The organism is Mesorhizobium sp. M0062 (assembly GCF_040323125.1).
Lineage (GTDB): Bacteria > Pseudomonadota > Alphaproteobacteria > Rhizobiales > Rhizobiaceae > Mesorhizobium.
The window spans coordinates 38,877-64,027 of record NZ_JAMYUO010000023.1 but is presented as its reverse complement, the minus strand read 5'-3'; the positions used below and the strand labels follow the sequence as shown (position 1 = coordinate 64,027).

The 25,151-nt window shown below is 59.7% G+C and carries 16 protein-coding genes; 10 read left to right on the top strand and 6 right to left on the bottom strand.

What is annotated here, in order from left to right:
• Window positions 1-87 precede the first annotated feature (87 nt).
• From NKJ64_RS23365 to NKJ64_RS23355, 3 genes are all read left to right on the top strand, one after another.
• On the top strand, window positions 88-1,074 hold the full coding sequence (locus tag NKJ64_RS23365) for a hypothetical protein (RefSeq protein WP_023796275.1): 987 nt from the start codon (window positions 88-90) through the stop codon (window positions 1,072-1,074).
• Complete coding sequence (locus NKJ64_RS23360; protein ID WP_156939305.1) at window positions 1,067-4,684, top strand: DEAD/DEAH box helicase; 3,618 nt, start codon at window positions 1,067-1,069, stop codon at window positions 4,682-4,684. The genes NKJ64_RS23365 and NKJ64_RS23360 overlap by 8 nt, the downstream gene beginning before the upstream one ends.
• A gap of 331 nt (window positions 4,685-5,015) precedes the next feature.
• Window positions 5,016-5,264 (top strand): hypothetical protein, encoded by a 249-nt coding sequence (locus tag NKJ64_RS23355; protein WP_023685513.1) that lies wholly within the window; start codon window positions 5,016-5,018, stop codon window positions 5,262-5,264.
• A gap of 199 nt (window positions 5,265-5,463) precedes the next feature.
• Here the strand turns inward: NKJ64_RS23355 and NKJ64_RS23350 are convergent, their stop codons facing one another.
• Both NKJ64_RS23350 and NKJ64_RS23345 read right to left on the bottom strand, forming a co-directional pair.
• Window positions 5,464-6,879 (bottom strand): mannose-1-phosphate guanylyltransferase/mannose-6-phosphate isomerase, encoded by a 1,416-nt coding sequence (locus NKJ64_RS23350; protein WP_023753786.1) that lies wholly within the window; start codon window positions 6,877-6,879, stop codon window positions 5,464-5,466.
• A gap of 212 nt (window positions 6,880-7,091) precedes the next feature.
• The gene (locus tag NKJ64_RS23345; protein ID WP_023685515.1) at window positions 7,092-8,078 is read right to left on the bottom strand and encodes a nodulation protein NodZ; all 987 of its coding nucleotides are present in this window, start codon (window positions 8,076-8,078) and stop codon (window positions 7,092-7,094) included.
• A gap of 995 nt (window positions 8,079-9,073) precedes the next feature.
• On the opposite strand from NKJ64_RS23345, the gene gmd reads away from it, so the two are divergent.
• The 3 genes from gmd to NKJ64_RS23330 all read left to right on the top strand — a co-directional run bounded on the left by gmd (window position 9,074) and on the right by NKJ64_RS23330 (window position 12,860).
• Window positions 9,074-10,144 (top strand): GDP-mannose 4,6-dehydratase, encoded by a 1,071-nt coding sequence (gmd, locus tag NKJ64_RS23340; protein ID WP_352463426.1) that lies wholly within the window; start codon window positions 9,074-9,076, stop codon window positions 10,142-10,144.
• Entirely contained in the window at window positions 10,144-11,088 is a 945-nt protein-coding gene (gene fcl, locus NKJ64_RS23335) for a GDP-L-fucose synthase (RefSeq protein WP_023685518.1), read from the top strand. Before gmd ends, fcl begins: the two co-directional genes overlap by 1 nt.
• A gap of 350 nt (window positions 11,089-11,438) precedes the next feature.
• Window positions 11,439-12,860 (top strand): phosphomannomutase, encoded by a 1,422-nt coding sequence (locus NKJ64_RS23330; RefSeq protein WP_031204385.1) that lies wholly within the window; start codon window positions 11,439-11,441, stop codon window positions 12,858-12,860.
• Window positions 12,861-13,046: 186 nt separating this feature from the next.
• Here the strand turns inward: NKJ64_RS23330 and NKJ64_RS23325 are convergent, their stop codons facing one another.
• The 4 genes from NKJ64_RS23325 to pdxR all read right to left on the bottom strand — a co-directional run bounded on the left by NKJ64_RS23325 (window position 13,047) and on the right by pdxR (window position 18,607).
• A complete protein-coding gene (locus NKJ64_RS23325) occupies window positions 13,047-15,443 on the bottom strand; it encodes a transketolase (RefSeq protein WP_023685520.1) in 2,397 nt (798 codons plus the stop codon).
• Between the two features lie 51 nt (window positions 15,444-15,494).
• Window positions 15,495-16,445, bottom strand: coding sequence for a PDR/VanB family oxidoreductase (locus tag NKJ64_RS23320; RefSeq protein ID WP_023685521.1), 951 nt, complete (start codon window positions 16,443-16,445; stop codon window positions 15,495-15,497).
• A 6-nt stretch (window positions 16,446-16,451) separates the two neighbouring features.
• Window positions 16,452-16,943, bottom strand: coding sequence for an MOSC domain-containing protein (locus NKJ64_RS23315; RefSeq protein ID WP_023711837.1), 492 nt, complete (start codon window positions 16,941-16,943; stop codon window positions 16,452-16,454).
• 158 nt (window positions 16,944-17,101) lie between these two features.
• On the bottom strand, window positions 17,102-18,607 hold the full coding sequence (pdxR, locus tag NKJ64_RS23310) for a MocR-like pyridoxine biosynthesis transcription factor PdxR (protein WP_033000523.1): 1,506 nt from the start codon (window positions 18,605-18,607) through the stop codon (window positions 17,102-17,104).
• Window positions 18,608-18,681: 74 nt separating this feature from the next.
• Between pdxR and NKJ64_RS23305 the strand changes: the two genes are divergently transcribed.
• From NKJ64_RS23305 to NKJ64_RS23290, 4 genes are all read left to right on the top strand, one after another.
• Window positions 18,682-19,914: a trans-sulfuration enzyme family protein gene (locus NKJ64_RS23305; RefSeq protein WP_023685524.1), complete on the top strand. Its 1,233-nt coding sequence runs from the start codon at window positions 18,682-18,684 to the stop codon at window positions 19,912-19,914.
• A 52-nt stretch (window positions 19,915-19,966) separates the two neighbouring features.
• Window positions 19,967-20,869: a dihydrodipicolinate synthase family protein gene (locus NKJ64_RS23300; RefSeq protein ID WP_023685525.1), complete on the top strand. Its 903-nt coding sequence runs from the start codon at window positions 19,967-19,969 to the stop codon at window positions 20,867-20,869.
• Window positions 20,870-22,027: 1,158 nt separating this feature from the next.
• A complete protein-coding gene (locus NKJ64_RS23295) occupies window positions 22,028-22,486 on the top strand; it encodes a (2Fe-2S)-binding protein (protein WP_023689394.1) in 459 nt (152 codons plus the stop codon).
• A 3-nt stretch (window positions 22,487-22,489) separates the two neighbouring features.
• Window positions 22,490-24,700, top strand: coding sequence for a xanthine dehydrogenase family protein molybdopterin-binding subunit (locus NKJ64_RS23290; RefSeq protein WP_023685528.1), 2,211 nt, complete (start codon window positions 22,490-22,492; stop codon window positions 24,698-24,700).
• The last annotated feature ends 451 nt before the right edge of the window (window positions 24,701-25,151 follow it).

The window sequence follows — 25,151 nt, the reverse complement described above, 5'->3', positions numbered from 1 at the left end:
GGCGCAGTCAATTTCGCATCAAGTATGGCAATCTTTCTGCCCTTTATGTAAGTACGACTGAGGTGAATACTGACGAGAATATTAAATATGCATACTGTCAAACCTCCTCAGGAGCTACTCGATGAGTGGCTGGAACCCTTCCCGTCTGTTGAAGGGCAGTACGGCCACACCCTTCTCGAACAGCTGATCCCTTCAGACGACCATGTTCGTGCGGGGCTCACACCGTATTTTGAATCTGCCCATCTGGATGCACGAACGTGCTTCCACGAATTCGCCAGCATCAGCCTTCACCCCGACGATGGCGAGTCCGGCTGTAACGCACAGTACCCCAACGCACTTCCTCCAATTTCGAGGCGTGGACTTTTTGGCGAAGTTATTTCTGGCTTGGTAACACAGGCCTACAGTTTTGTCGGGGAGCATGAATGGCTCCTGCCAGTCTTCCTCTTCCGCAATCACGAGGACGCACGGCAATATCTGTTCCAGCTTGTGCGTGACCCCGCCCGCCAACGCCAAGTACAGGGTCGCAAGGGCGATGACTTTATTGCCATCTGCGTTGATGAAGATGGAAAAGTCACAAGGTTTATCGCGGGGGAAGCGAAGTGGCGTGCGACGTGGAATAACTCCGAACTCGACAAGGTTATGCTGGGCGATACCGTGAAGGACCCGGATACAAAGAAAGCGCAACGCGACGACGACGGCAAGGTCATTCGGGATGGTCGAGGTGTCTGGTTTGAAATCAATCGTGCCATCAAGGTGCCTACTGGTGTGAAGCAACTCCAGATGATCCTTGAAGAGTGCGCCAAGGCTGAGTTTGAGACCGTGATCGAGTCACTCGACCGCATCCTGCTCCCGACTGATCCCGATCCATCAGAGCGAACCGACCTGATCCTCCTGGCTGGCGGAACCGGGCCCGCGCGTGCCAAAGGTTCCCCACTGATAGACTGGGAGGAAATGCCGACTGAATATACCGCTGGCCGCGATCTTCAGGTTGTAGAGCTGCTTCTGAAGGACGGTGATGCGCTGATCGATGCCATTTATGATGGCCTCTGGGCCGATGATGATGACGATGACTGACGCTGCCCGTGTCGAAATTGCCGAGAACGTCCGTGCGGCCCTTGCAGAAGACCAGGTTCTGACACCGCTGCAGGCGCGTTCGTTTGTGCGCTCAATACAGACCAGCTGGCGGGTGGATACTCTCGAGTGGCCCGCGGCGGACTCTGCGGAAACCCTGTCCCAGGCAATGCGCCTAATACACGCCGCTCAGATTCTGGGCACACTTGAAGGAGGCAGCGACTCTGAGGCAAAGCTCGCCTACAGACGTGCTGGCGAACTGTTCGAGTGGCTGGCACGATCAGACGACGAACTCCGCAATACGATCCCGCTCGCGCTCTTTGGGGCCGGCGCATATCAGCTGGGCGGTCTTCCTGCGATGGCCACCGGCCTACTTCGTCAGACGGATTATACCGACATCGGACTTCAACTCTTTGCGACCTTCCTAAGCGCTAATTTCAATGTCGTTGTCGAAAAGTGCGCAGCTTTCTGGGACGCCCATCCGCAGCTGACAACACGCGAAGCCGGAGCTACCTACTTCGCAGATGCCAGCGCCGAAGACATGTCATGGCTGGCAACCGTCGAACTCGTGCGCTGCCTTGGTCTTGCTTCTCATTCCCTCCGGAGAGGAGATGACGCTCGCTTCGACGCGGCCCTGAGCCACCTTCGGCGCATTGAAAAATTCCTCGTACGGGCAGCGCCCGATGACGTGGCGGTCCTCGCGTTCTTCCTGCGATCAGCGTGTGAGCGCTATGGAAAATCCACGATCTATGGGTCCATGCGAGCCCTGGGTGCACTCAGACCGGTAAACAGTAATTATCTCGAGCGCTTCGCGCGCGTGCAGTATGAACGCGGTCGCGGACTCCTCTGGTCATCACAGCAGCAGGGCATTGAACGGCTTCTCAATGAGTCGTCTTTTGCCTTATGCACGCCTACCGGATCAGGCAAAACGATGATCGCCAACATGGCAATCGTCAAAGAACTTCTGCTCATGGCGCCGAACGATGGAATAGCCCCTCTTGCGCTGTATCTTGTGCCGTCCCGTGCGCTTGCAGGTGAGGTCGAGGCCAAGCTCACGTCAGAACTGGGACGTGAGTTTCTGGTCACCGGGCTATACGGCGGCGCCGACTGGGGCATCACCGATGCATGGCTCATAACAAACTTGCCTACCGTCCTGATTGCGACGGTTGAAAAGGCCGATGCGCTTCTTCGCTATGTTGGCCCCATGCTTCTCGCGAGGCTCCGTCTGCTTATTGTGGATGAAGCACACCAGGTCGTGGTCGAGGGCAGTGTGCGTGACCAGGAAAATCTGGCTAACCACAGTAGCCGTGCTTTGCGCCTCGAAAATTTGGTTTCGAAAATCATCGCGCGTAAGCCGGATATCGTGCGGATCGCACTGACGGCTGTTGCAGGCGGAGCTGCGGACCCCGTGGCACGTTGGATACAATCTGATGCCGAGGCGGAAGCAGTTGGAAGTTACTATCGCAGCACCCGCCAGGCGGTTGGCATCTTTGAAGTGCGCAATAATAACAGGACCCCGCGTCTCACTCTCGACATGCTGAATGACAGGCTGCTCGCAGTGCGCGGGCGAGAGGAAGGCCTGTACATCTCGCTTCGCATACCACCCATGCCGCAGGCCCCACCGCGTATACGCAACAGTCTCAACCACAACACCCAGAATGCCCTTCTATGGTACGCGCTGCATCTCACGGACCGACGCATTCTCATATCCATTCCGCAGAGCCCCGAAGATACCATGCGATGGTTCGCGGAGGCCCTTTCCCTCGACGACTGGGCGGATGCACCGCGCTTTACTCCGCCGCAGGATGGCGACGACGCCGCGCTCTTCGCTGAGGCACGCGTCGTATGCATAGACTACTGCGGGGAAGACTCTCACGAAGTCAAATTACTCGACCACGGTATCGCGACGAACCATGGCCAAATGCCACAGCGCCTGCGCCGCATGATGGTTGCTCTCATCGAACGGTCCATCTGCCGCATTACGGTCGCAACGGCCACTCTGACCGAGGGCGTTAATCTGCCGTTCGATATCATTTTCCTCCCCACGCTCAAACGGACACGGTTCATCGGCCGGCCCCGTCCGAGGCAGGAAGAGATCCCGCTGTCCACGTTCGAGTTCAGGAACCTCGCCGGCCGGGCCGGGCGACCGGGAGCGGCAAACGGCATGGAGGGTATGATCCTTGTCGCCATACCCGTGGGCATATCTACGACAGCTGCTGGGCCGAGGCAGACACAGATCAATCAGATGAATGCCTGTCAACGGGAATACGATGCACTGCTCCGTCGCCTCACCGCAGACGCCGCAGGCGGAGGCGAGCACAACAGCCCGCTGGCACTACTGCTCCAGACGTTACACGACGAAGCTTCGCGCTTGGAAGGTATCGACAGCGACGACGATTTTCTCACGTGGCTGGAAGAGACAGCTCCACTTGATGTTTCTCCAGATGCTGGAACGGCTCAGGAGTCTGGACATGCGCAGCTGGCCGACACCCTAGATGAGCTCGATGGCTTAATCCTGTCGGCGATCGAGGAAATTCGCGCAATAGATGGCGCAGAATTTAGCGGCGATCAGGCAGAGGGCATTCTTGCCAGTATCTGGCAGCGCACATTTGCACTTGTATCAAGCGGTCTGGAAGATTGGATGGAGCGGGCATTCGTCAAACGCGGGCGCGGCGTCGTTGAAACTGTCTACCCGGATGCAGCAGAACGGAAAAAGCTTTATAGTTATGGGTTCACGCCACAGGTGGGCCGACGTTTTGATATCGTCGCCGACACGCTGCTTGAGCTACTCGAAGATGCCGATGCGTATGGCGACCTCCCTGACAATGAACGGCTTGCAATCTTCAATGGCCTTGGCAGAGAAGTCGCAACCGATCAAGGTTACGGATATCTGGTGCGCGATAGCATCACATCACAGAATCTCTTCAATAACTGGCGGGGAGTGCTTGGTTGGTGGATGAAGGCAGCTGGGGCGGCCGGCCCACAGCCGGACAATCTCCGCGACTGGCAGATTTTCGTAGCTGACAATTTTGAGTTTCGTCTCGGTGTGGCTGTCGGTGCTGTTGTTGCGCGACGCTGGACGGAGCGGTCTGCAGATCCGTTTGAAGTTCCGAGTCTCGCAAACTGGAAGGATGTAACAGAGCTCCCATGGTTCGCGTTCTGGGCTAAGGAACTGCTACGCTGGGGTACACTCGAGCCCCTCGTCGCGTTTATCCTCTCACAGGGAATGGCAAGATCACGCGCTGAGGCCGAGCAACTGCGACCCGCTTTTGTCGATTGGTTGAATCAGCAGCCCGGACTTGAGGAAGCTGGTGGCGACGATCTCATCGATCCAAATCATTATCTGGAATGGGCGCGTAGCCGTCGTCCCGCTGCGGGCCCCAACCTTCCAGTGCGTAGGGTCGATGTCAATCTGACGGGAACGACGGGCAATCGAGGCACATACGCTGTTCTCCCAATTCTGAGGGATGGACGGATGGTTTGGCTTGATCCATCTGGATATGAGATCGCAGAGGGTGAAAATGCGGATGGCTTTGTCGAGGCGCGCCCATATGCACATGACTACGAACTTTCGACCGATGATGTGACTTCCCGCGTACGCCGAACTTTCTGATTATGATCTCGTTGAACTCAGCCGCTGCCGCAGCGCGGATCGCAAAACAAAGGGCCGCTTTGGGGCGCAAGGCTGAAAGCACGCACCCAGGCACTATGGTGTTGACCAGAGCTCCAAGTTCCCTCCGATTTCGATGAGAGTCCCTGGGATTTTTGACGTGCGGCCATCGTGACTGGCAGCTTTCGGGAGTTGGTTGCGCCGACCTGAACGATCGAAAGTGGGCGCTTTGCGGTCCGTCAGGAATGTCGCGCACGCCCTGCGCCTGGCACCACTCGAGGAACTGGCCGACTCCCAGCTTGGCGATGGAAGTCGTCTCCTTCGAACCGTGCCGATGGCCTTTCAATCAGCGATTGCCGGGATCATGCTTGCCGCAGACCTGGTCAAGCATAGTGCGGGTTTTCCGATGAGTCCGACGACCAGCACTCGCGTGAATCTACCGCGCCCCTTTGGTTCTTACCTCCATGATCCGAAAGCCAAAGATTCCAGCGGCCGCTGCATCTGCAGCGATGAGGATTTCGTTGCCGCCTACAGGCTGAAATACGGCTGTGCCGTTGAACAGCTGAGCAATGGGTCCGCCTAAGAAAGATCTGAAGTTTTCGTTACCGCGGACGGCGCGCTGTCAAGCGCTCACCGATGTTTCGACCACGATCGAGTGCCTGATGACAGTGCGGGGCGGATACTATGACACGCTCGGCCCGCTGCTTGCCAATGTCAGGCCCAGCACCCACGACAGAGATCCTTGAGCGACGGCTCGCCGTTAACGTTTTTTGTACTGTTATCTACGTTCGACCATATTCGTCGTCGAAGCGAACGATATCATCCTCGGCGAGATAATCGCCGCTCTGCACTTCAATGATAACCAGGTCAATTCTGCCTGGGTTTTCGAGCCGATGCTTATGGCCGCAGGGGATGTAAGTAGATTCGTTTGTCCCCAGGAACAACTCCTGCTCGCCATTGACGATTTTGGCGGAGCCGCTGACCACGACCCAGTGCTCCGAACGATGATAGTGCATCTGCAGGCTCAACTGGCGACCGGGCTTCACCTCGATGCGTTTGATCTTGAAGCGCTCGCCTTCCTCCAGAACCGTATAGGTACCCCAGGGCCGGTGTACCGTGCTATGGACCAGATGAGCTTCATGTCCCGAAGCCTTGAGGCCCTCGAAGAGCTTCTTAACGTCCTGAACGCGGTCGCGGGATGTGACAAGCAAAGCGTCCGGGGAATCCACGATCACCAGATCGCTTACGCCCACCGTGCCGATGACGCGCTTGTCGGAGCTCACATAGGTGCCGGTCGTGTCGACCATGTGCACATCGCCGCGTATCCTGTTCCCGCTTTCGTCGGGGGCGATCAAATCGGCCATTGCGTTCCAAGATCCGATGTCGTTCCAATCCATGTCGCAGGGAATCACGGCAAGTCTGTTAGTCTTCTCCATGACAGCGTGGTCGAGCGAGATTCGCGGCGCGGAACCGAAATGCTCAGGCGCGAGTTCGATTTTGGCAAAGCCTTGGCATTGACTGGCGCGGCCGTTCTCGTAGCTGTCGGCGACGGCCTGGAGCACCTCGGGACAATGCAAAGCCATCTCGTCGAGCATGGTTTGCGCACTGAAGCAGAAGATGCCGGCGTTCCAGAAGAAGCGTTGAGACGCGACATAGGCCTTGGCTGTATCCAGATCCGGTTTTTCAACGAAACGGACGACGTTCTCACCATCTGCTTCGATGTAGCCGAATGCTGTGTCCGGTCTGGTTGGGGTGATGCCCAATGTGGCGATCCGCCCGAGCTTCGCATGTTCCATGGCCAGGCCCATGACGTCTAGAAACGCAGGCAGGTTGCCAATCAGGTGATCGGCCGGGAAGACGCACAGGATCGCGTCAGGGCCTTGCGTTGCCCTCGCATGGATCGCGGCTGCAGCCACGGCGGCGGCCGTATCCCGAGGTTCGGGCTCGAGCAGAAAGGTGCGTGGCAGGACCACGGAATCCAGTTCGTCAAATTCGTCCTTGGTCAGGAAGAGGTGTTCCCCGGATGTCACAGCGACGAGTTCCACGACACCTTCTATCGAAGCGACGCGCAGCACAGTGTGCTGAATGAGAGAATATCCATCCGCTACTTTGAGGAAAGGTTTGGGGTGCGATTGCCTTGAGGCGGGCCATAGCCGCGATCCGGCTCCGCCGCTGATGATCACGGGAATGACTTTCATAACCAACCTCAATCTCGTCTCTGGAGTGATCGCCCGCGTTGTTTCGAGCGTCAGCGTCACGATCGCCGTCGCTCTGGCTTGTCTGCGGCCGCGCGTAACAGCGAAGTTCTGGTGCGTTGCAGGCGGCGTCAGATGACGACGCTATCGGTAATGTACGACGCCTCCACTGATGCCTGTTGGTTGCCTCTGCCGAATTGCGCAGGTGGCGGGTCTTAACTGAGATCAGAGACTTGGCTGTCTTCTATCAAAGTCAAACGACTTGGCTCCTTCAGATCGAATTCAAGTACCCGTGGTGCGAATAGACGTGCATATCGTGTAAAGGCGCTCGTCGGGGGAAACCGAATTACGGTATCGCAGCGCCCGAGAAGATACATCTCAACGAGGGCGGAAATTCCGCCGTCAATCCCGAGTGCTGCAGTGTGTAAGGGGCCACCTTGATTGGATCCGAAGTGCTTCGGGACAGTGAGCAGATCGGGAAACCTGGCCGCCAGAAGATCCAGTATCCGCGCGCTGTCCGTGCATAAGAACAGCCGCACAGGCCTGGGGTGCGGTAACGCCTTAGCCTTGTCAATTGCAGCGCACACTTGCCGAACGGCGAGCTCCGGATCGGCCCAGTAGGGCGCATGCTCCATGATGTCTTCACCGTTACCGTGCCGAACATGAATCCCGATGATGCTGTGCCCCTCAAAACATTCCTGATAAATGGCATCTATGCGGGCTTGAATTTCTGGCCGAGGCTGGACACTCTGGAACACCTGCCGCTCTGCATCCTCATCGCACCGCCACATCAGACAAGCGTCACACACTACTGTGTTCGCTTCGACATCGTGTTCGGCCTGAAAGAGCTCGCCCAACTCATCGCGCTCTTGGAAAATCTGCTCATCTGGCCGGTAAAGGCACTCGATCGCCGGCCTGTTCCACCACTCCGGGAAGAATGGACCGGGGAAGGAAACGTCGTTGATCCGGTCGTCGGAAATAGCCGGCACGCCAGCGATGTCATTGATCGGCTGGAAGAACACCGGAAACGCATTTGTGAAGGGTTGGTCGAGGTAGCAGGCCCCCCGCCAGTCGATGACTAGAGTTCGTCCCGACCGCTGCGCGTAGCGCCAAGCGGCCGCCAACGACCACAGACAATCACCGAACCCCGTACGCCTCCGAGAGACGACGAACCGGCGCTTTTCCACTCCACTAACATACATTTTCGGAAATCTCGTTTCGGAGAGGAGGTTGCATCCGGTTTGGAATCCTTAGTCGACACTAGTAGACCCTGACGCCGGGCCCTTGGCAGAGGCCGGGCCATAGGGCAGAAGAGCTCACTCAGCACTGCCCACTAATCCCGTGACGCTCGCAAAGCTTGAAGCCGATGCCCTCGCTTGGGGTTGCCCTCGCTTCCGGTTCAGCCTTCTCTACTGGGCCTCCGCCGCATATGTAAAATCTATTGAGTGGATGCCGGCCATCCATGTGTTGGATGCCATGATGAAGGGGCTCGGCTGACGCGGGCCCGGTCAATAGAGCCGAAACAGCCGGAAACGCTAAGACACTGCCTGCCGAAGCAAATCATTCCGTCGACGCCGTACGCCAAGGGTGCAAGGCTGCATACAGCAACCGGTACCGGGCGAGATGAGGTCGACGGCTCGACGCGCCTGGAACCAGCTGATCGACAGAATCCGCAGTCGGCTCCCAAAGTTCTGCACGACCTGTGCCGGATGCTGTGGTGCGGCTCGCGGCCACGAACTTTGTCCTCGCCCCGAACGGAAGCTCGCGCTACGACTCCGGGCCGGCGATGCGCCCCCGCTGCTCGCTCAGACAATCCATTCTGTGGATGCACTTTATCCAAACAATCGATTTCACGGATCCAAACAATCCCCATTAGAAGACGCTGAAGCAAGAAAGAAAGGCGTCCTCACTCGCTGATAGAAGAGCAAATCAGCTGCAAGGTGCTGGGAGTACATGTCGCTCAGGGCGTGAGCTGAGCGGCACTCAGACCGCATGTACGAGTCCGACAGGTTAGCGGGGCGACTCTATTTTTGCTCGTGACTCTAAGCAGAGCAGGTGTGCTCGGCTGGCGGACCGTCAATGACGATCTTCGCGCCGCACCTGTCGAAGTGCTCCATAGGGCACCGGGCGGGCCGCACATTGTGTCGGCGTGGCGAGCCGGAGCCGAAACTTTAAACTTTAATAGAGCAGGAATAGAATGGGTGATAGCAGGAAAGTTGCTCTTATTACGGGCATAACTGGACAGGATGGTGCCTATCTTGCCCGTCTTCTTCTCAAAAAAGGCTACATCGTTCATGGGATTAAGCGACGTTCCTCTTCCTTCAACACCGGTCGTATCGAAGACCTCTACCAAGACCCGCACGAATCCGATCCGCGCTTAATCTTGCATTACGGTGATCTCACTGATTCGACTAACCTCATCCGCGTGGTTCAGGAATCTCAGCCAGACGAAATTTACAACTTGGCTGCTCAGAGCCATGTCCAGGTGTCGTTCGAAACACCTGAGTACACAGCAAACGCGGACGGTATCGGTACATTGCGACTTCTTGAGGCGATTCGCCTCCTCGGTCTGACGGACAAGACCCGCTTCTATCAAGCCTCGACGTCAGAGCTATACGGCCTCGTGCAGTCCGTACCGCAGAACGAAACGACGCCCTTTTATCCGCGCAGCCCTTACGCCGCCGCCAAGCTCTACGCCTACTGGATGGTCGTCAATTATCGCGAGGGCTATGGTATGCACGCTTCCAACGGCATTCTTTTTAATCACGAAAGCCCCCTTCGTGGCGAAACTTTTGTGACGCGCAAGATCACCCGCGCTGCCGCTGCTATTTACCTGGGCAAGCAGGACAAGCTTTATCTCGGCAATCTCGATGCTCAACGCGATTGGGGCCATGCGCGTGAGTACGTGCGAGGTATGTGGATGATGATGCAGCAGGATCAACCGGATGATTACGTGCTGGCTACGGGCAAAACGACTCCTGTCCGCCAATTCGTCGAGTGGGCTTTCGAAGATGTCGGCGTCGAGATCGAATGGCGTGGCAAGGGTGTCGACGAAAAGGGCTATGATCTAGCGAGCGGCAGATGCCTAGTCCAAGTGGACCCACGCTACTTCCGCCCCACGGAAGTCGATCTTCTCCTGGGTGACGCTACCAAGGCGAAGGAGAAGCTCGGCTGGGTGCATGAGATATCCGTGCGCGACCTTGCTGCGGAAATGGTCCGCGAAGACCTGAAGGTCATGCAGACATCTGTAGTCATGAAGGAAGCGTAATGTATGATCTGAACGGAAAAACCGTGTGGGTCGCTGGCCATAAAGGTATGGTGGGCAGCGCTGTTGTACGCCGCCTCGCGTCCGAAGACTGCAAAGTTGTGGCCGCCCCTCGGGGAGAGCTAGATCTCAAGCGACAGACCGAAGTTGAAAACTTCGTGGCAGTGATGAAACCGGACGCTATCGTTATGGCGGCGGCAAAGGTAGGCGGCATTCTCGCGAACGCCACCTATCCGGTCGACTTTCTTTACGACAATCTGATGATCGAGGCCAATATCTTCGCGGCAGCCCACGAAAACAATGTCGACCGCGTCCTCTTCCTCGGCTCGTCTTGCATCTATCCGAAGATGGCACCACAGCCCATTCCTGAAAGCGCGCTTTTGACCGGCCCACTAGAGCGCACCAACGAATGCTACGCCGTCGCCAAGATCACCGGCATCAAAATGGCTCAAGCCTATCGCGAGCAATATGGCCGCGATTACATCTCCGCTATGCCGACGAATCTCTACGGGCCAGGCGACAATTATGACTTGCAGTCAGGCCACGTCGTCCCAGCGCTGATCCGGAAAGCGCATGAAGCTAAGCTCATAAGTGATAAGCAAATCACCATCTGGGGCACGGGCACACCACGTCGGGAATTCATGCACGTCGACGACTGCGCCGACGCATTAGTCTTCCTTCTGAAGAACTACTCTGACCATGATCACGTCAATCTCGGCTGCGGACAGGACATCACGATCCTAGAGCTGACAAGAATGATCTGCCGTGTAGTCGGATTTACTGGGGAGATTGCGCATGATCACTCTAGACCTGACGGTACACCGCGAAAGCTGATGAGCGTCGACAAGCTGCGCACTTTGGGATGGGCAGCAAAGATCGCTCTCATGGAAGGCATCGAGAGTGCCTATCATGCATTTCTGAACGGGAGCTACACCGAACGGCGATAAATAAAAGGATTTGCTGCGTCTCAGGCCTGTACGCGCTTTCGGGACCCAGAGCTAATGTGGACTGAGACAATCACTCGACGGCGAGCGCTCATGTGAGCCAGCCGCGAGGAGCCCTGCCGGATCTCAACCCCATCCGCTCCAACCTCGTCGCCATGAAGGTCACGGTGCGCTGCCCACGACGACGCCGACCGCGCCAATCCTCACAAGGGTAACCGTACAGAACCGAACGCGTCTACGCTAACGGAATGTACTTCTTGTTCTCGTCCGAGGGATCTGTCGATGGGCATTCCGGACGAGCCAAGGTTTGAGCATGTCACCTTTAAAAACCAGTTAGCAACGTCGGATTTGGTATGAAATTCGGAACAAGTGGATTACGGGGCCTAGCGACAGAATTGGCAGGAGCCGCCTCTGCCCTATATGCAACGGCATTCGCGACATTCCTGCTGGAATCCGGCCTGGCCAGAATTGGCGACGAGATACTCATAGGGCGCGACTTTCGCGCCTCGAGTCCGGCCATCGCCGCCGTCTGTGCGGCGGCACTGTCGGCGCTCGGCTTCATCGTAGTCGATTGCGGCGCAGTCCCCACCCCTGCCCTGGCACTGTATGCTCAGGCGCGTAAGAGTGGTTGTTTGATGATCACAGGCTCGCACATTCCGGCCGACCGTAATGGAATAAAATTCTATCGACCCGACGGTGAGATCGACAAAGGTGATGAGCGGGAGATAACGCGCATCGCCTTGCAGTTGGAGAAGCGCGGATACGTCCTTGAAGGTGCTGTTGCACGTCGGCAGCACCGGGAGGCCGAATGCAAGGCTTTTTTCATGGAGCGCAATCGGAAGCTTATGGAGAATAATGCTCTAAAGGGCTTAACGGTGGGCGTATATCAGCACAGCACAGTCGCGCGCGATCTCTTGGTTGACATTCTCTCATGTCACTGTGCGACGGTCGTAACCCTGGGACGTTCGGAAGGTTTCATTCCTGTCGACACTGAAGCGGTCCCTGACGAGACTGCTCAACAGTTCAAGCTCTGGGCCAAAGAGCATCGACTTGATGCGATCGTCTCGGCAGATGGCGATGGTGACCGCCCACTGGTAGCTGACGACCACGGAGACCCCCTTCGTGGTGATTTGTTAGGCCTGGTTACGGCGAACTTCCTGCAAGCGAAGACGGTCGTCACGCCGGTCACATCAAACTCTGGTATCGAGACCGCAGGTTCTTTCAAAGTTGTACGTACTAAGGTTGGATCGCCATTTGTTATTGCTGCCATGCTCGATTTGGTTGCGTTGGGTCACGAGCGCGTGGTTGGTTTCGAAGCAAACGGTGGTTTGTTGACCGGCACGGACTTTGACCCGAACGGAACTAAACTGCGAGCGCTACCCACACGCGACAGTTTTCTCCCCATCCTTGCGGCACTTTCCCTTGTTAATACAAGTGGGCAGCCACTGTCGGAGATTGGCAGTTCCTTTCAATTGCCAGCGGCGGTGGCGGATCGCTTGGAAAATTTCTCCGTCGAAAGCAGCACTCGCCTCATGACATACCTTCGTACAGCGGAAACTAACATCGCCGCCTTCGTCGGGTCGATTGGAGTGGTAAGCAAGGTTAGCGATGTTGACGGAATTCGTATCACTCTCGCGGATAAGCGTGTCTTGCATTTGCGTCCATCCGGAAATGCCCCGGAAATGCGGTGCTACGTCGAAGCCGAAAATCGGGAGGACGCGGAGCTTTTGCTCCGGACTGGATTGGATCGAATTCGTAATTGGACGCAAGGCTAAATAAAAGCCGCCTCCCTGCGTATTCCAGGTGACCCTGGGGGTCGCACGAGCTACTCTAGCGCGATCAGAACGTCCACAGTGTCCCTGGCAGCTGTCGCTTTGAAGCGAACCGGAACGCCCGTGGAAATGGCGGGGCGGTGGACGTGAGCCGATCCGTACCGGCCCGAAGCGTCCGGTAGCTCATGGTCAAGGCAGCGCCTTCCGGTAGCGAACAGCCGGTCCCGCACTCACCGCCTGTGCCGCATGTACGATGGCGTTGGTGTCCAGGCCGTGGTGACGGTAGAGGTCCGCAATAGTCCCCGTCTGGCCGAAATGCTCGACCCCGAGCGCCTTCACGCGATGCCCGTTAACCCCACCGAGCCACGCGAGCGTCGCCGGGTGGCCGTCGATCACGGTGACGATGCCGCAGTCACGCGATAGCGGCGCGAGCAGCCGCTCGATATGACTCAGGGCGCCAATCGCTCCACGCTGCCGGGCTCGTTCCGCCGCCTGCCAGCCCGCATTAAGCCGGTCCGCGGAGGTGATCGCGAGCAGCCCGACATCGCGCCGGTCCTCCGCCAGAAGACCCGTCGCGGCAATCGCCTCCGGCGCGACAACGCCTTGGTAAGCAATGACGACACTCGCGTTCGGCCCGGGCGGACGCAGCCAATAGGCGCCATTGACGATGTCCCGCGCGAGCGCCGGTTTCATGTCGCGCAGCGGCTGCTCGAGCGGCCGGGTTGACAGGCGAAGATAGACCGATCCTCCGGTCTGATCACGCAGCCACGTCGTTTCATCCGGATTCCCCTCGCCATTACGTTGCATGTAATCGAAGGCAAAGCGCATGATCACGGACAGTTCGTCGACGAAGGCCGGTTCGAAGGCGCAAAGCCCATCCTGCGCCATGCCGATCAATGGGGTGCCGATCGACTGGTGTGCCCCGCCCTCGGGCGCCAGCGTCACGCCCGAGGGCGTTGCGACCAGCATGAAGCGCGCATCCTGATAGCAGGCGTAGTTTAGCTGGTCGGCCGATCGGTAGATGAAGGGATCATAGACTGTCCCGATCGGCAGTAGGCGCACGCCATTAATCGAGTGCGAGAGACCGAGCGCCCCGAGCATGATCATCAGGTTCGACTCGGCGATCCCGAGCTCGAGGTGCTGCCCCTTCGGCCCAAATTCCCAGGTAAAGGTCGACGGAATGCGTTCGGCCTTGAAGGTGTCCGCCATGGTCTCCCGGGCGAAAAGGCCGCGCCGGTTGACCCAGCCACCGAGATTGGTCGAGACCGTCACATCGGGCGAGGTCGTGACAATGCGGTCGGCAAGCAGACTGCGCTCTCGTGCGATGTCGTTCAGGATCTGGCCGAAGCCCATCTGGGTCGAGAGCGGCTTGCCGGGCTGCCCCGGTGACGGAAGGGTTTCGGGCACCGGCACCGACGGCGCAGACAGCCTCCTACGGCCCTCACTGAAGAACGGCGCCTTTGCGAAGAAGGCGTCAAGTTCCGCTTCCGGCAAGTTGGCGGCCGCCCATTTGTCCCACTCCTCACCCCGCTTTACGCCCATCTGCAGGCGGTAGTCTTCCATCTGCGTGGGCGTCATCTGCCCCGCGTGGTTGTCCTTGTGTCCGGCAAGCGGAAGACCGTAGCCCTTGATGGTGTAACAGATGAAGCAGACGGGACGGTCATGCTTGGACGCCGCCTCGAAGGCTTCGAGGAGGCTCGGCATGTCATGCCCGCCAAGGTTCGTCATCAACGCCTGCAACTCGTCGTCGGAGCGGCGTTCGATCAGAGTGGTTACCCGCCCTTGGTCTCCGATCTCGTCGAGCAGCCGCTTGCGCCAGGCAGCACCCCCTTGGAAGGTCAGCGCCGAATAGAGCTGGTTCGGACAGCGCTCTATCCACTCGAGCAGCTTCTCGCCCCCCGGCTCGGCAAAGGCAGCCTCTTGCAGAGCGCCGTGGCGCAGGACCATCACGTCCCAGCCGAAGTTGCGAAAAATCTGCTCGAACCGCTGCCAGAGGCCCTCCCGGATCACGGCGTCGAGCGACTGGCGATTGTAGTCGACCACCCACCAGCAGTTCCTGAGCCCGTGCTTCCAGCCTTCGATCAGGGCCTCGTAGATGTTGCCCTCATCCATCTCGGCGTCGCCGATCAGGCTGACCATTCGGCCCTCGGCACGCTCCTTCATCCAGCCGTGACCCGAGACGTAGTCCTGCACCAGCGACGAGAACAGCGTCTGAGCAACGCCGAGACCCACCGACCCGGTCGAGAAGTCGACATCGTCGACATCCTTCGTCCGCGAAGGGTAGCTCTGCGCGCCCTTGTAGCCGCGGAAGTTCATGAGCTTTTCGTGAGTCTGGTTGCCCGCCAGATACTGAAGTGCGTGGAAGATCGGCGCCGCATGGGGTTTGACCGCCACCCGATCCTGCGGGCGTAGGACCGAACCGTAGAGCGCGGTTATGATGGTGCTCAGCGACGCGGACGAGGCCTGATGCCCCCCGACCTTGATCTCATCGCCCTCGCGGACGTGGTTGGCGTGGTGGATCGTCCAGGCTGCGAGCCAGGAGACGCAGCGCTCGATCTCGTTCAGATATTCCAGTTTCCTCGTCATTCAGTTTCCTGCAAATAAGCTGCCGGTCTCACAGGACCCCCGCCCAAATGGTCAAAGATCGAGTTTCAACAAACCTGTCGCGCGCGACACGCAGGGGATGAAGCGGTGGCCGCGTGCCTCCTTGGACAGGACGGCATCCCGATGGATCGGCTGTCCCGCCAGCATTGCGCATTCGCAGGTCCCGCACACCCCATTCTCACACGAGGCCATCAACGGCACACCGGCCCCGCGCAGGGCCGCGAGCGCCGTGGTCTGCGCCGAAACCTCGACCATCCTGCCCTCACCCAGTTCTATGACGAATGGTTCCGGTGGCGCGCCATCAAACTCGGGAGGCTGGAAAGTTTCGAAATGAACAGTACCCTCGGGCCAGTGTTCGGCCGCGCGCCCCACAACCGCCATGAAGCCAGGCGGCCCGCAATAGTAAACCTGAGCCTCGGCCGAACGGTTCGCCAGCAGCGCGGCGATGTCCTGCCGGGTCTGAGGCTCGTCGTCGAAATGAATCCGCACATTGCCGCCGGGAAGATCGCGCCCGATCGCCGCCAAGAGTGGCGTGAGCGCACGGCTGCGGGTGAAATAGTGCAACTCAAAGGGCTTGGCCTGCCGGGTGAGCGCGCGCGCCATGGCCAGAATCGGGGTGATCCCGATTCCCCCTGCCAGCAGCAAAGTCGGCCCCTCGCCTGGCTTGAGCGCAAAATGGTTGCGTGGCGCGGAGACAGGCAGTGCGGAGCCGACGGCAATGGTTTCGTGGATCCACGCCGAGCCGCCACGGCCGTCATTCTCGCGCTTCACCGCGATGGTGTAGCGGCCCAGCTCGGTCGGGTCGCCGCAAAGTGAATACTGACGCACCTTCCCTTCAGGCAGATGGACGTCGACGTGAGAACCCGCTTCGAACGCCGGCAGCACAGGTTTGCGTGGGTGTTTCAGGTCGATGACCAGCACGTCGCCCGGCTCCTTGCGGACGGCGGTCACGGTCAGCTTCATGATAATACGCGGCGAGGCCATGGCGTTTCACTCGTCGATGGGCAAGATCAGATCACCAGGGCGGATCACGCCCCCGACGTCGATTGTGCAGTTCAGGCCGGAGCGGTTCAGAAGCCCCTCGTAGAGACCCGAAAGCCCGAGCAACTCCTCGATATACTTGCACGGCACATTCATCCGGGCGGCCCTGAGAATCGTTTCCCCGACCCGGAAGCGTTTGCCGACAAGATGGCTAAGCGGAACGCCTCGTGTCGTAAGATTGCGCCGGTGATCTTCGGGTGCGAGCTTGGCCTTGAAGCCCGGAATTCTGGGTTCGCCCTGCGCGATGGCGTCCAAGACTTCAGCTTCGATCAGCGTCACTTCGCGAACGTCAGGACGCGCGGAATAGGTCCCCGTCCCCAAGTAGTAGCGGTCTCCGACAATGCCTTGGCCGGCAATAAGCTGCGCCTGCGCCAGCTCCTCCATTTCATAGGAGGCGGCAGGCGCGATATGGACGTGAAGCAGCTTTCCTCGCCAGGTCATCATCACTCTCGGAAATTCGTCTCGTGGAACCTGCTGCAAAACTGGCCTGATCAACAGCGCCAGTTGCATGGCATTTTCCCGGTCCAGTTGGCTGTTTGGAAAGAAATACGGGGGGCCCTCGGACCGTTTTCAGCGCCAGCTTTCGGCGTCGCCCCGGCTCAGTTGTTCCGCGCCGGCATCGCGTCTTGCACCTGCTTGACAACCTCTCGCAGGACCTCAACGCCCTTCCCGATCTGCCGAATGCTCAAGGCGGCATAGCCCATGACAAGTCCGACGCGATCGGTGCGGCCTTCGTCCGATGGCCGTTCGTAGAGCGGCGAGATCAGGTGTAGCCCAAGGCCAGCGTCGCGGGCGGATTCGACCAAGGCCGTTTCCCGCGATCGTGGCAGGTCATTGAACCAAACCGCGACGTGCAGTCCCGCATCTGCTCCCTGGACAGTGATGCGATCCCCGAAGCTGTGCTGCAAGGCACCCAACAACGTTTCCCGACGCTCGCCGTTCAGCCTGCGCACACGGCGCACATGGCTTTCGTAGCCGCCGCTCTCGATCAACGATGCCAGCGCTTCCTGTTCAGCGACCGGCGAATGCCGGTCTGCGAATTGTTTGGCGGTTGCGAAGACCTCCTGCAATTCGGGCGGGACGACGAGGTACCCGATGCGCAGCATCGGCGAGAGCGTTTTGGAGATCGTGCCGAGGTAGATGACAGCCCCGTGGTCCTCGAGACTGTGCAGCGGAGGGACCGGATTGATGTCGTAGCGATATTCGCTGTCGTAGTCGTCCTCGATCACATAGGCGTTGTTGTGCCGCGCCCATTTCAGAAGCTGATGGCGGCGCGCGATCGGCATGACGCCGCCCAGCGGAAACTGATGCGATGGCGTCACATAAGCCAGTCGTGCTCCGATCCCCGCCAGCAACTCGGTCCTCATCCCGTCTTCGTCGACGATGACCGGGATGGGTGAGGCACCCGTACTGGCAAAGACCTGACGCGCCATCCTGTAGCACGGATCCTCGATGACGAAACGGTCGGCGGGATCGAGAAGCAGGCGCGCGCACAGATCAAGGCCCTGCTGCGAACCGTTCACAACTATGATCTGGTCGAGGTCGCAGCTCAGGGTCCGGGCGCGCCAGAGATAGCCCTGAAGCGCCTGGCGAAGCCGGCGCGAGCCGCGAGGATCGTCATAGGCAAGACGCAGCGGGCGCTGCCCCATCGCCTCGTTCATCGCGCGTTTCCAGACCAATGAAGGGAAATCCGACGGCGCGAGGTCGCCATAGCGGAACTCGACCTTCAGCCCAGTCGGCAGATAATCTGGCCAGGGTGACGTCGCGCGCAGCCGCTCGCCATATGCGGACAGGTGGATTGGGCCGACCGGTTGCGCGTGAGTGCGCCCCGTCCCATGGCCCATCAACGAAGACGCAACGCGAGGTCGTGCGCCTTGACGGACTTCGATGAAACCCTCCGCAGCCAGTTGTTCATAGGCGACCGTCACCGTGGTTCGCGAAACGCCGAGGTCATTTGCCAGCGCCCGGGAGGATGGCAACTGACTGCCGGTTTCGTAGACGCCGCCGAGGATTTGCTCGCGAAGGGCTTCGTATATCTGGCGTGCACCCATCGCGTGCGAGCGCGCTGCAGACCCGGCACTTGAAGACTGGACCATCTCTTTCATCGCCAACTGGATATTTCACATTGGCCAGGTTGCCGTCAATCTTTCGGAACCCCAAGAGAGATCGCAGAGGCCGAATGACCAGCTCCCATCAATCCGAAACCGATGCTCCCACGGGGTCGCTCAACCGAACCAGCCCCGGATTTGCCACCCGGGCGATCCATCATGGCTACGATCCGGCCGGCTTTTCCAATGCCGTCCAGCCGCCAGTGTTCCTGACGTCAACCTATGGGTTCGAAAGCGTGGCAGCAAACGATGCCGCCGCCGCCCTTGGTGGAAGGCTCTATGCGCGCGAATACAATCCCACGACCGAGATCCTCGTGCAGCGGCTCGCGAATCTGGAAGGAGCCGAGGCGGGGCTGGTTGTTGCCTCGGGGATGGCGGCCTTCGGCACTCTGATCCTGTCGCTCCTGTCCCAGGGCGATGAACTCATCGTCCACAAGACGCTTTATGCGAACACGCTTGCCATGGTCGAACAGGCGGTCCCCCGCTTCGGCATCAAGGTCGTCGCGGTCGATCTGTCAAATCCCCACAATCTCGATGCTGCGATCACCGAGCGGACGCGGCTGGTTTTCTTCGAGACGCCGGTGAATCCGCTGAGCCGCATCCTCGACATAGCGGCAATTGCCGAGCGCGCTCACGCGCGCGGTGTAAGGGTTGCAGTCGACAGCACCTTCGCCTCGCCCGCGCTCCAGCGACCGCTTGAGCACGGGGCGGACATCGTGCTCCATTCGATGACCAAGTACATCAATGGTCATGGCGATGCCCTTGGCGGGGCGCTTCTCGGCGACGCCCAGACGCTCCGTACGCTGCATGAAACGGGCCTGCGCTACATCACCGGCGCAGCGCTCTCGCCCATGTCAGCTTTCCTAATCCTGCGCGGTCTCAAGACGCTGACGCTGCGTATGGAACGGCACAGCGCCACAGCCCTTGCGGTGGCTCGGGCGCTGGAAGCGCACCCGGCGGTGGCATTTGTGAGTTATCCGTTCCTCGACTCGCACCCTGATCAGGTGACGGCGCGAAAACAGATGTCCAACGGATCGGGCATGTTGGCCTTTGGCCTCCACGCTGGATACGAAGGAGCGCGCCGGATGATGGACCGGCTCAACCTGATCATTCGCGCCGTCAGCCTCGGCGATGCCGACAGCCTCATCTATCATCCAGCAAGCCTCACCCGTGCTCGGCAGCCGATCCGCAAGGATGCCCATTTGGCCGATGGAGTCGGCGAGGATCTCATGCGTCTCTCGGTGGGGCTTGAAGACGCTGATGACCTGATCGCCGATCTGCGGCGGGCTTTGGACGTCTTGTAATGACCTGGCGTGCGGCCACCTCTGCGCTCACACATAGATCTGGAGCCTTGCCATGGCATTCCTGAGCGGTCTTTCCGCGTTCCCCATCACCCCGACCAATCGTGACGGCCGCGTCGATAGCGTTGCCCTGCGCAGGCTGATTGCTCGGCTTGGCATTGCTCAGGTCGATTCCATCGGTCTTCTCGGCAGCACCGGCACATACATCTATCTGTCGCGCGAGCAACGGCGGCGGGCGCTCTCCGAGACCTTGGACCAAACGGCGGGGCAAATGCCGGTCGTGGTGGGTGTGGGCGCGCTGCGCACCGATGAAGCCGTGGGGCTCGCGCAAGACGCCAAGGCCCTTGGAGCAGCTGCGGGTTTGCTTGCCGCCGCCTCCTACACCCCGCTTACTGATGACGAGGTGTTCGATCATTTCTCCACTGTGGCGCGCGAAAGTGGCCTGCCGATCGTCGTCTACGACAATCCAGGAACGACGCATTTCCATTTCAGTCCACCCCTTGTCAGCCGCCTGGCAAAGGTGGCTGGGATTGTCGCCATCAAGAATCCGACAGACAAAAGCGATGCGATCAAGAACCACCTGACCGCCCAGAGGCGCACACTGCCGGAAGGGTTCTCGATTGGTTACAGCGGCGACTGGAACGCCGCCGAGGCCATGATCGCCGGCGCCGACACATGGTACAGCGTCCTCGCGGGCATCCTGCCCGAGGTCTGCATGACGATCGTCACAGCGGCGCAACAGGGCGATGCGGCCGAAGCGCGACGGATCAATGCCGCGCTGGTCCCGATCTGGAGCCTCTTCAAGGAGTTCTCGAGCCTTCGCGTCGTCTATGCACTCGCTGAATTGCTCGACGTTTGCAGTGCCGAACCCCCGCGTCCCATCCTGCCTCTGCCCCCAGCAGCGAAGCGCCAGATCGCCGCCGCGTTGAAAGGTTTGCCATCGGATGCCAGCCGGTGAACAGCAAACCCCGTTCGGCAAGTGAAAGGTATTTACCCGCTCATTTCGAGAACTGATCGAAAACAACGCACTCGGCGTGCTGATAGCCATGGCTGGAGCGGTCTCGACGCCAATCACACCCCCTTCGAACTCGACAATCGACTGCGGAGGTACAGACTGCGCAGGGCACTCCGCCCATGCCGTTCGCCTTCAAACTAGGAATCGGTGGTTTATCCATTGGAATGGCATCGAGCCGGCGCTTTACTTCCGGCCCGGTGCGCGCATTGAAGCCGGTACCAATGCCGCCGGCGAACACCAGATTTCCGTCCTCGACATTCGCCAGAGCACGCTTCCCGACCGCCGTAACTGTTGCCGGGTTCGCAGCCGATGACGATGAACTCATCACTCAGCACGCATTTTGTCTCACCCATTCTTGGCGCCGGCCGGATCGATATGGACTGACACGCAGCTTGGAGACGATGCCCATCGAGGCCGAACTGGGAGACTTGCGCGAGAATGTCGCTGCCGCCGCTGATCTCGTCGCTCAGAACGATGCCGTTTGGCGGCGTCTCAGCAGGTTAACTAGCGCTTTGCGCCGATCGACGAGTGGCCGATCGCGAAGACCCTCGCCGTCGATCTTGAGCAGGTCGAAGCCGGCAAGCATGGTCCTGACGTCTCCCGCCGCGGCCAAGAGCCCGCTGAAGACTGGGAATGCGCGACAAGCCTTCTGGTCAACGACGAACGCCTCACCGCCTATTATCGCGTCCGAGGCGCCGAGCTCGGCCACCGCCCGGGACGATAGCCGGAAACCTGAGGGTCCAGTCGTGGAGGTTGCGGGTCGAGGTAGGCCACCATCGATAGTAGTCCCATTTCATTTCGTGTAGCCAATCAGGGCCCTGCCGGACGCGGCCGACCAGCGGTCGATGTTCGCGACGACCCGAATGTCCAGTCTCGTGTAACCCAGCCTAAAGCGGCCTGTCCGCCCAAAAAATGACATTCAGTTGCCTCCAGCCTTTCGACACGACCCACTTCACGATCTCGTAACTCGCCAACCTAGCGGCTTGTTGCTTGAGCTGCGCGTTCCTACGGTGTGGTCGCTAGGCCTCAGCAACAAGAGCTCGGTTGCCAGGCGGGCGGAGGCTCAACGAGATAGCCAGCTCAGGACAAGGAGAGCAAGCAATGGTCGCTTTTACCCTCAATGGCGAGGCGCGAACACTCGACGTCGATCCAGAGATGCCGCTGCTCTGGGCGGTCCGTGACGTCATCGGACTCACGGGAACGAAATTCGGTTGCGGGCTTGCCCAGTGCGGCGCTTGCACGGTTCACGTTAACGGCATGCCGACGCGCTCGTGCCAGACCGCAGTCGGCGACATCGAAGGAGCCTCGATCACCACCATTGAGGGTGTGTCGGGCAAGATAGGCGAAACGGTCCAGGCCGTGTGGGCCGAGTTCGACGTACCTCAATGCGGCTATTGCCAGTCTGGCCAGATCATGTCGGCCGTGGCCCTCCTTACCGAAACGCCTAAGCCGACGGACGATGATATTGATTCGGCGATGAGCGGCAACCTCTGCCGCTGCGCCACCTATCATCGCATCCGCGCGGCCATCCACGAGACCGCCAACCGGCTGGAGACTTGAGGCATGTCGCAGTTTCTCTCGAAGCATACTGCCGTGCGGCCCACGCGCCGCTGGTTCCTCGTCGGCGCGGGCGTCACCACCGGCGGCCTCGCAGTGGGCTACCGGCCAGTGCTGGCCGCGCCCGACATCGCACAAACGACCCCTGCAAAGGTTCCGGCGAACCCCTTCCAGACCTATGTCGAGATCACAAAGGAGAACCGAATCATCATCCACTCCTCGCAGTTCGAGATGGGACAAGGCTCCTATTTCGGCATCGCCACCCTGGTTATGGAAGAGCTCGACGGCGACTGGGCGCAGGTGGACGTGGTCGGCGGATATGGCAATACCGCGTTCTACGGCAATCTCGCCTTGGGCGGGGCCGCACAGGCAACTGGTGGCTCCACGTCGATGGGCTCGTCGTGGGAACGCTACCGCAAGGCGGGTGCTGCCGCACGGGCCTTGCTGGTGGCGGCCGCGGCGCAGCGGTGGGACGTGCCAGCCGGCGAGATCAAAGTCGCTTCCGGGGTCGTGTCGCACGCCTCAGGGATGCAGGCGCGCTACGGTGACCTGGCTGAAGCCGCAGCGGGAATGCCGGTTCCCGACGACGTGCCGCTAAAGCCGCGCGACAAGTGGGCCCAGATCGGATCGGACAGCCTCAAGCGCTACGATTCCGCCGGCAAGACCAACGGCGCGCAGACCTACACGATCGACCTCATGATGGAGGGACTCCAGACGGCCGTTATGATCCATCCGCCGAAGTTCGGCGCCGAGATCGAGAGCTTCGACGCAACCAAGGCCAAGGCACTCGACGGCATTGTCGATGTCGTCCAGACGCCGCGAGGCCTTGCCGTGGTTGGCAGGGACACCTGGACGGCGCTGAAGGGCCGCGACCTCGTGGAGGTGACCTGGAACGAGGAGAAGGCCGAAGAGCGCGGCACGGCCGAGATCATGGCCGAATACAACAAGGCAGCAGACGATCTGGGCGCGGCCACCGCGCGCGACGACGGTAACACTCCCGCAGCGTTCGCCAGTGCTGAGAAAATCATCGAGGGGCACTACGAATTCCCCTATCTTGTCCATGCTTCGATCGAGCCACTCAACGCGGCCGCCCGAATCAACGAAGACGGCACCATCGACGTCTGGGGCGGACACCAGATGCCCGACCTTTATCAGGCGGCTGCCGCTCAGGTAGGCGGCACCACGCCGGACAAGGTGAGGCTGCACGTGATGAAGACCGGCGGCAGTTTCGGCCGCCGCGCGGTCTTGGATGCAGATGTCATTATCGAAGCTGTTTCCACAGCGCGTGCACTGGGACGCGGCAAGCCAGTGAAGGTGCAGTGGACCCGCGAGAATGACATGCGGGGTGGGCGGTACCGCCCGGCCTATGTGCACGCAGTCAAGGCGGGGCTCGACAAGAAAGGCAATGTCGTCGCTCTCCATGACCACATCGTGGGTCAATCGGTCTTGGGCGGTTCGACCTCTGCGGCGATGATCAAGAACGGCATCGATCCAACCTCCGTAGAGGGCGCCACCAACCTGCCCTATGCGATCCCGAACCTGAAGGTCGAGCTGACCACCACGGACGTGAACATCCCGGTGCTGTGGTGGCGTTCGGTAGGCTCCACCCACACCGCTTACGCGGTGGAAACCCTGATCGATGAGCTCGCCGCCGCTGCGAACCGTGATCCGGTCGACTTCCGCTTGTCAATGCTCGGTCACCATCCACGGCATGCCGCCGTGCTTAAAGTGGCTGCTGAGAAGGCAGGCTGGGACAAGCCTCTGCCGGAAGGCCGTTTCCGCGGCGTGGCCCTGCATGAAAGCCTCTCGACCTATGTCGCCGATGTGGTGGAGATCACCCTCAACGATGAAAATGGTTTCAAGGTCGACCGCGTCGTCTGCGCGGTAGATTGCGGCACCGCGATAAATCCTGACCAGATTCGCGCTCAGATGGAGGGCGGTATCGGATTCGGGCTAGGTGCGATCCTCCAGGAGGAGCTGACCCTGAAGGGCGGTGTCGTAGACCAAGAGAACTACGATACCTATACACCGCTCAGGATCGAGCAGATGCCGCGAGTCGAGGTGCACATTGTGCCGTCCGAGGAGCCGCCCACGGGAGTTGGTGAGCCAGGTGTGCCGCCGATCGGCCCGGCCGTCGCCAACGCGCTACGGGCGGCGACGGGCAAGACTATCCGCAAGCTGCCGATTATAAAGAACATGTCAGGAATGACACCATGAAACAGCCGCGATGAAGATCGCGCCGTTTTCGAACGCCTCCTGACAGGCGCTCATTTCCATGGGTCAAATTCCGGCGGCTGCCCGCTCCAATATCCGGTTTGGAGACGGCACCCCGTGTTCTGAACGACCACAGACGGGCCTTGGCGCCGGTTCCACTGAAGAACCGCTTTCGAGACGCAAACGCGTCCACTCCATGAAGAGCACAACCGTATAGCACCAGGAAGGCTAGCTACCTCCATCGCTTCGGAGACCCAGGAACCCTCAGAAAACCGAACCTCCCGAGCTCAGAGGCGCTCGTGATCACAATCGCGCTGGTGCGTGGATCATTGTTCAAGGGTTTGTCAATAGGCAGGCGAGATGGCCGATCGACATGATCTTCGCCCGATGCCCTACAAACACAATGCCAGCCGCTGTCACGGAGTCGCGAAGACGAAGGCAATGAGGGTCGACG

Coding starts and splice junctions, on each gene's coding strand:
- NKJ64_RS23365 (WP_023796275.1), top strand. CDS start 88: ATGCATACTGTCAAACCTCCTCAGGAGCTACTCGATGAGTGGCTGGAA.
- NKJ64_RS23360 (WP_156939305.1), top strand. CDS start 1,067: ATGACTGACGCTGCCCGTGTCGAAATTGCCGAGAACGTCCGTGCGGCC.
- NKJ64_RS23355 (WP_023685513.1), top strand. CDS start 5,016: ATGGCCTTTCAATCAGCGATTGCCGGGATCATGCTTGCCGCAGACCTG.
- NKJ64_RS23350 (WP_023753786.1), bottom strand. CDS start 6,879: ATGAAAGTCATTCCCGTGATCATCAGCGGCGGAGCCGGATCGCGGCTA.
- NKJ64_RS23345 (WP_023685515.1), bottom strand. CDS start 8,078: ATGTATGTTAGTGGAGTGGAAAAGCGCCGGTTCGTCGTCTCTCGGAGG.
- gmd (WP_352463426.1), top strand. CDS start 9,074: ATGGGTGATAGCAGGAAAGTTGCTCTTATTACGGGCATAACTGGACAG.
- fcl (WP_023685518.1), top strand. CDS start 10,144: ATGTATGATCTGAACGGAAAAACCGTGTGGGTCGCTGGCCATAAAGGT.
- NKJ64_RS23330 (WP_031204385.1), top strand. CDS start 11,439: ATGAAATTCGGAACAAGTGGATTACGGGGCCTAGCGACAGAATTGGCA.
- NKJ64_RS23325 (WP_023685520.1), bottom strand. CDS start 15,443: ATGACGAGGAAACTGGAATATCTGAACGAGATCGAGCGCTGCGTCTCC.
- NKJ64_RS23320 (WP_023685521.1), bottom strand. CDS start 16,445: ATGGCCTCGCCGCGTATTATCATGAAGCTGACCGTGACCGCCGTCCGC.
- NKJ64_RS23315 (WP_023711837.1), bottom strand. CDS start 16,943: ATGACCTGGCGAGGAAAGCTGCTTCACGTCCATATCGCGCCTGCCGCC.
- pdxR (WP_033000523.1), bottom strand. CDS start 18,607: ATGAAAGAGATGGTCCAGTCTTCAAGTGCCGGGTCTGCAGCGCGCTCG.
- NKJ64_RS23305 (WP_023685524.1), top strand. CDS start 18,682: ATGACCAGCTCCCATCAATCCGAAACCGATGCTCCCACGGGGTCGCTC.
- NKJ64_RS23300 (WP_023685525.1), top strand. CDS start 19,967: ATGGCATTCCTGAGCGGTCTTTCCGCGTTCCCCATCACCCCGACCAAT.
- NKJ64_RS23295 (WP_023689394.1), top strand. CDS start 22,028: ATGGTCGCTTTTACCCTCAATGGCGAGGCGCGAACACTCGACGTCGAT.
- NKJ64_RS23290 (WP_023685528.1), top strand. CDS start 22,490: ATGTCGCAGTTTCTCTCGAAGCATACTGCCGTGCGGCCCACGCGCCGC.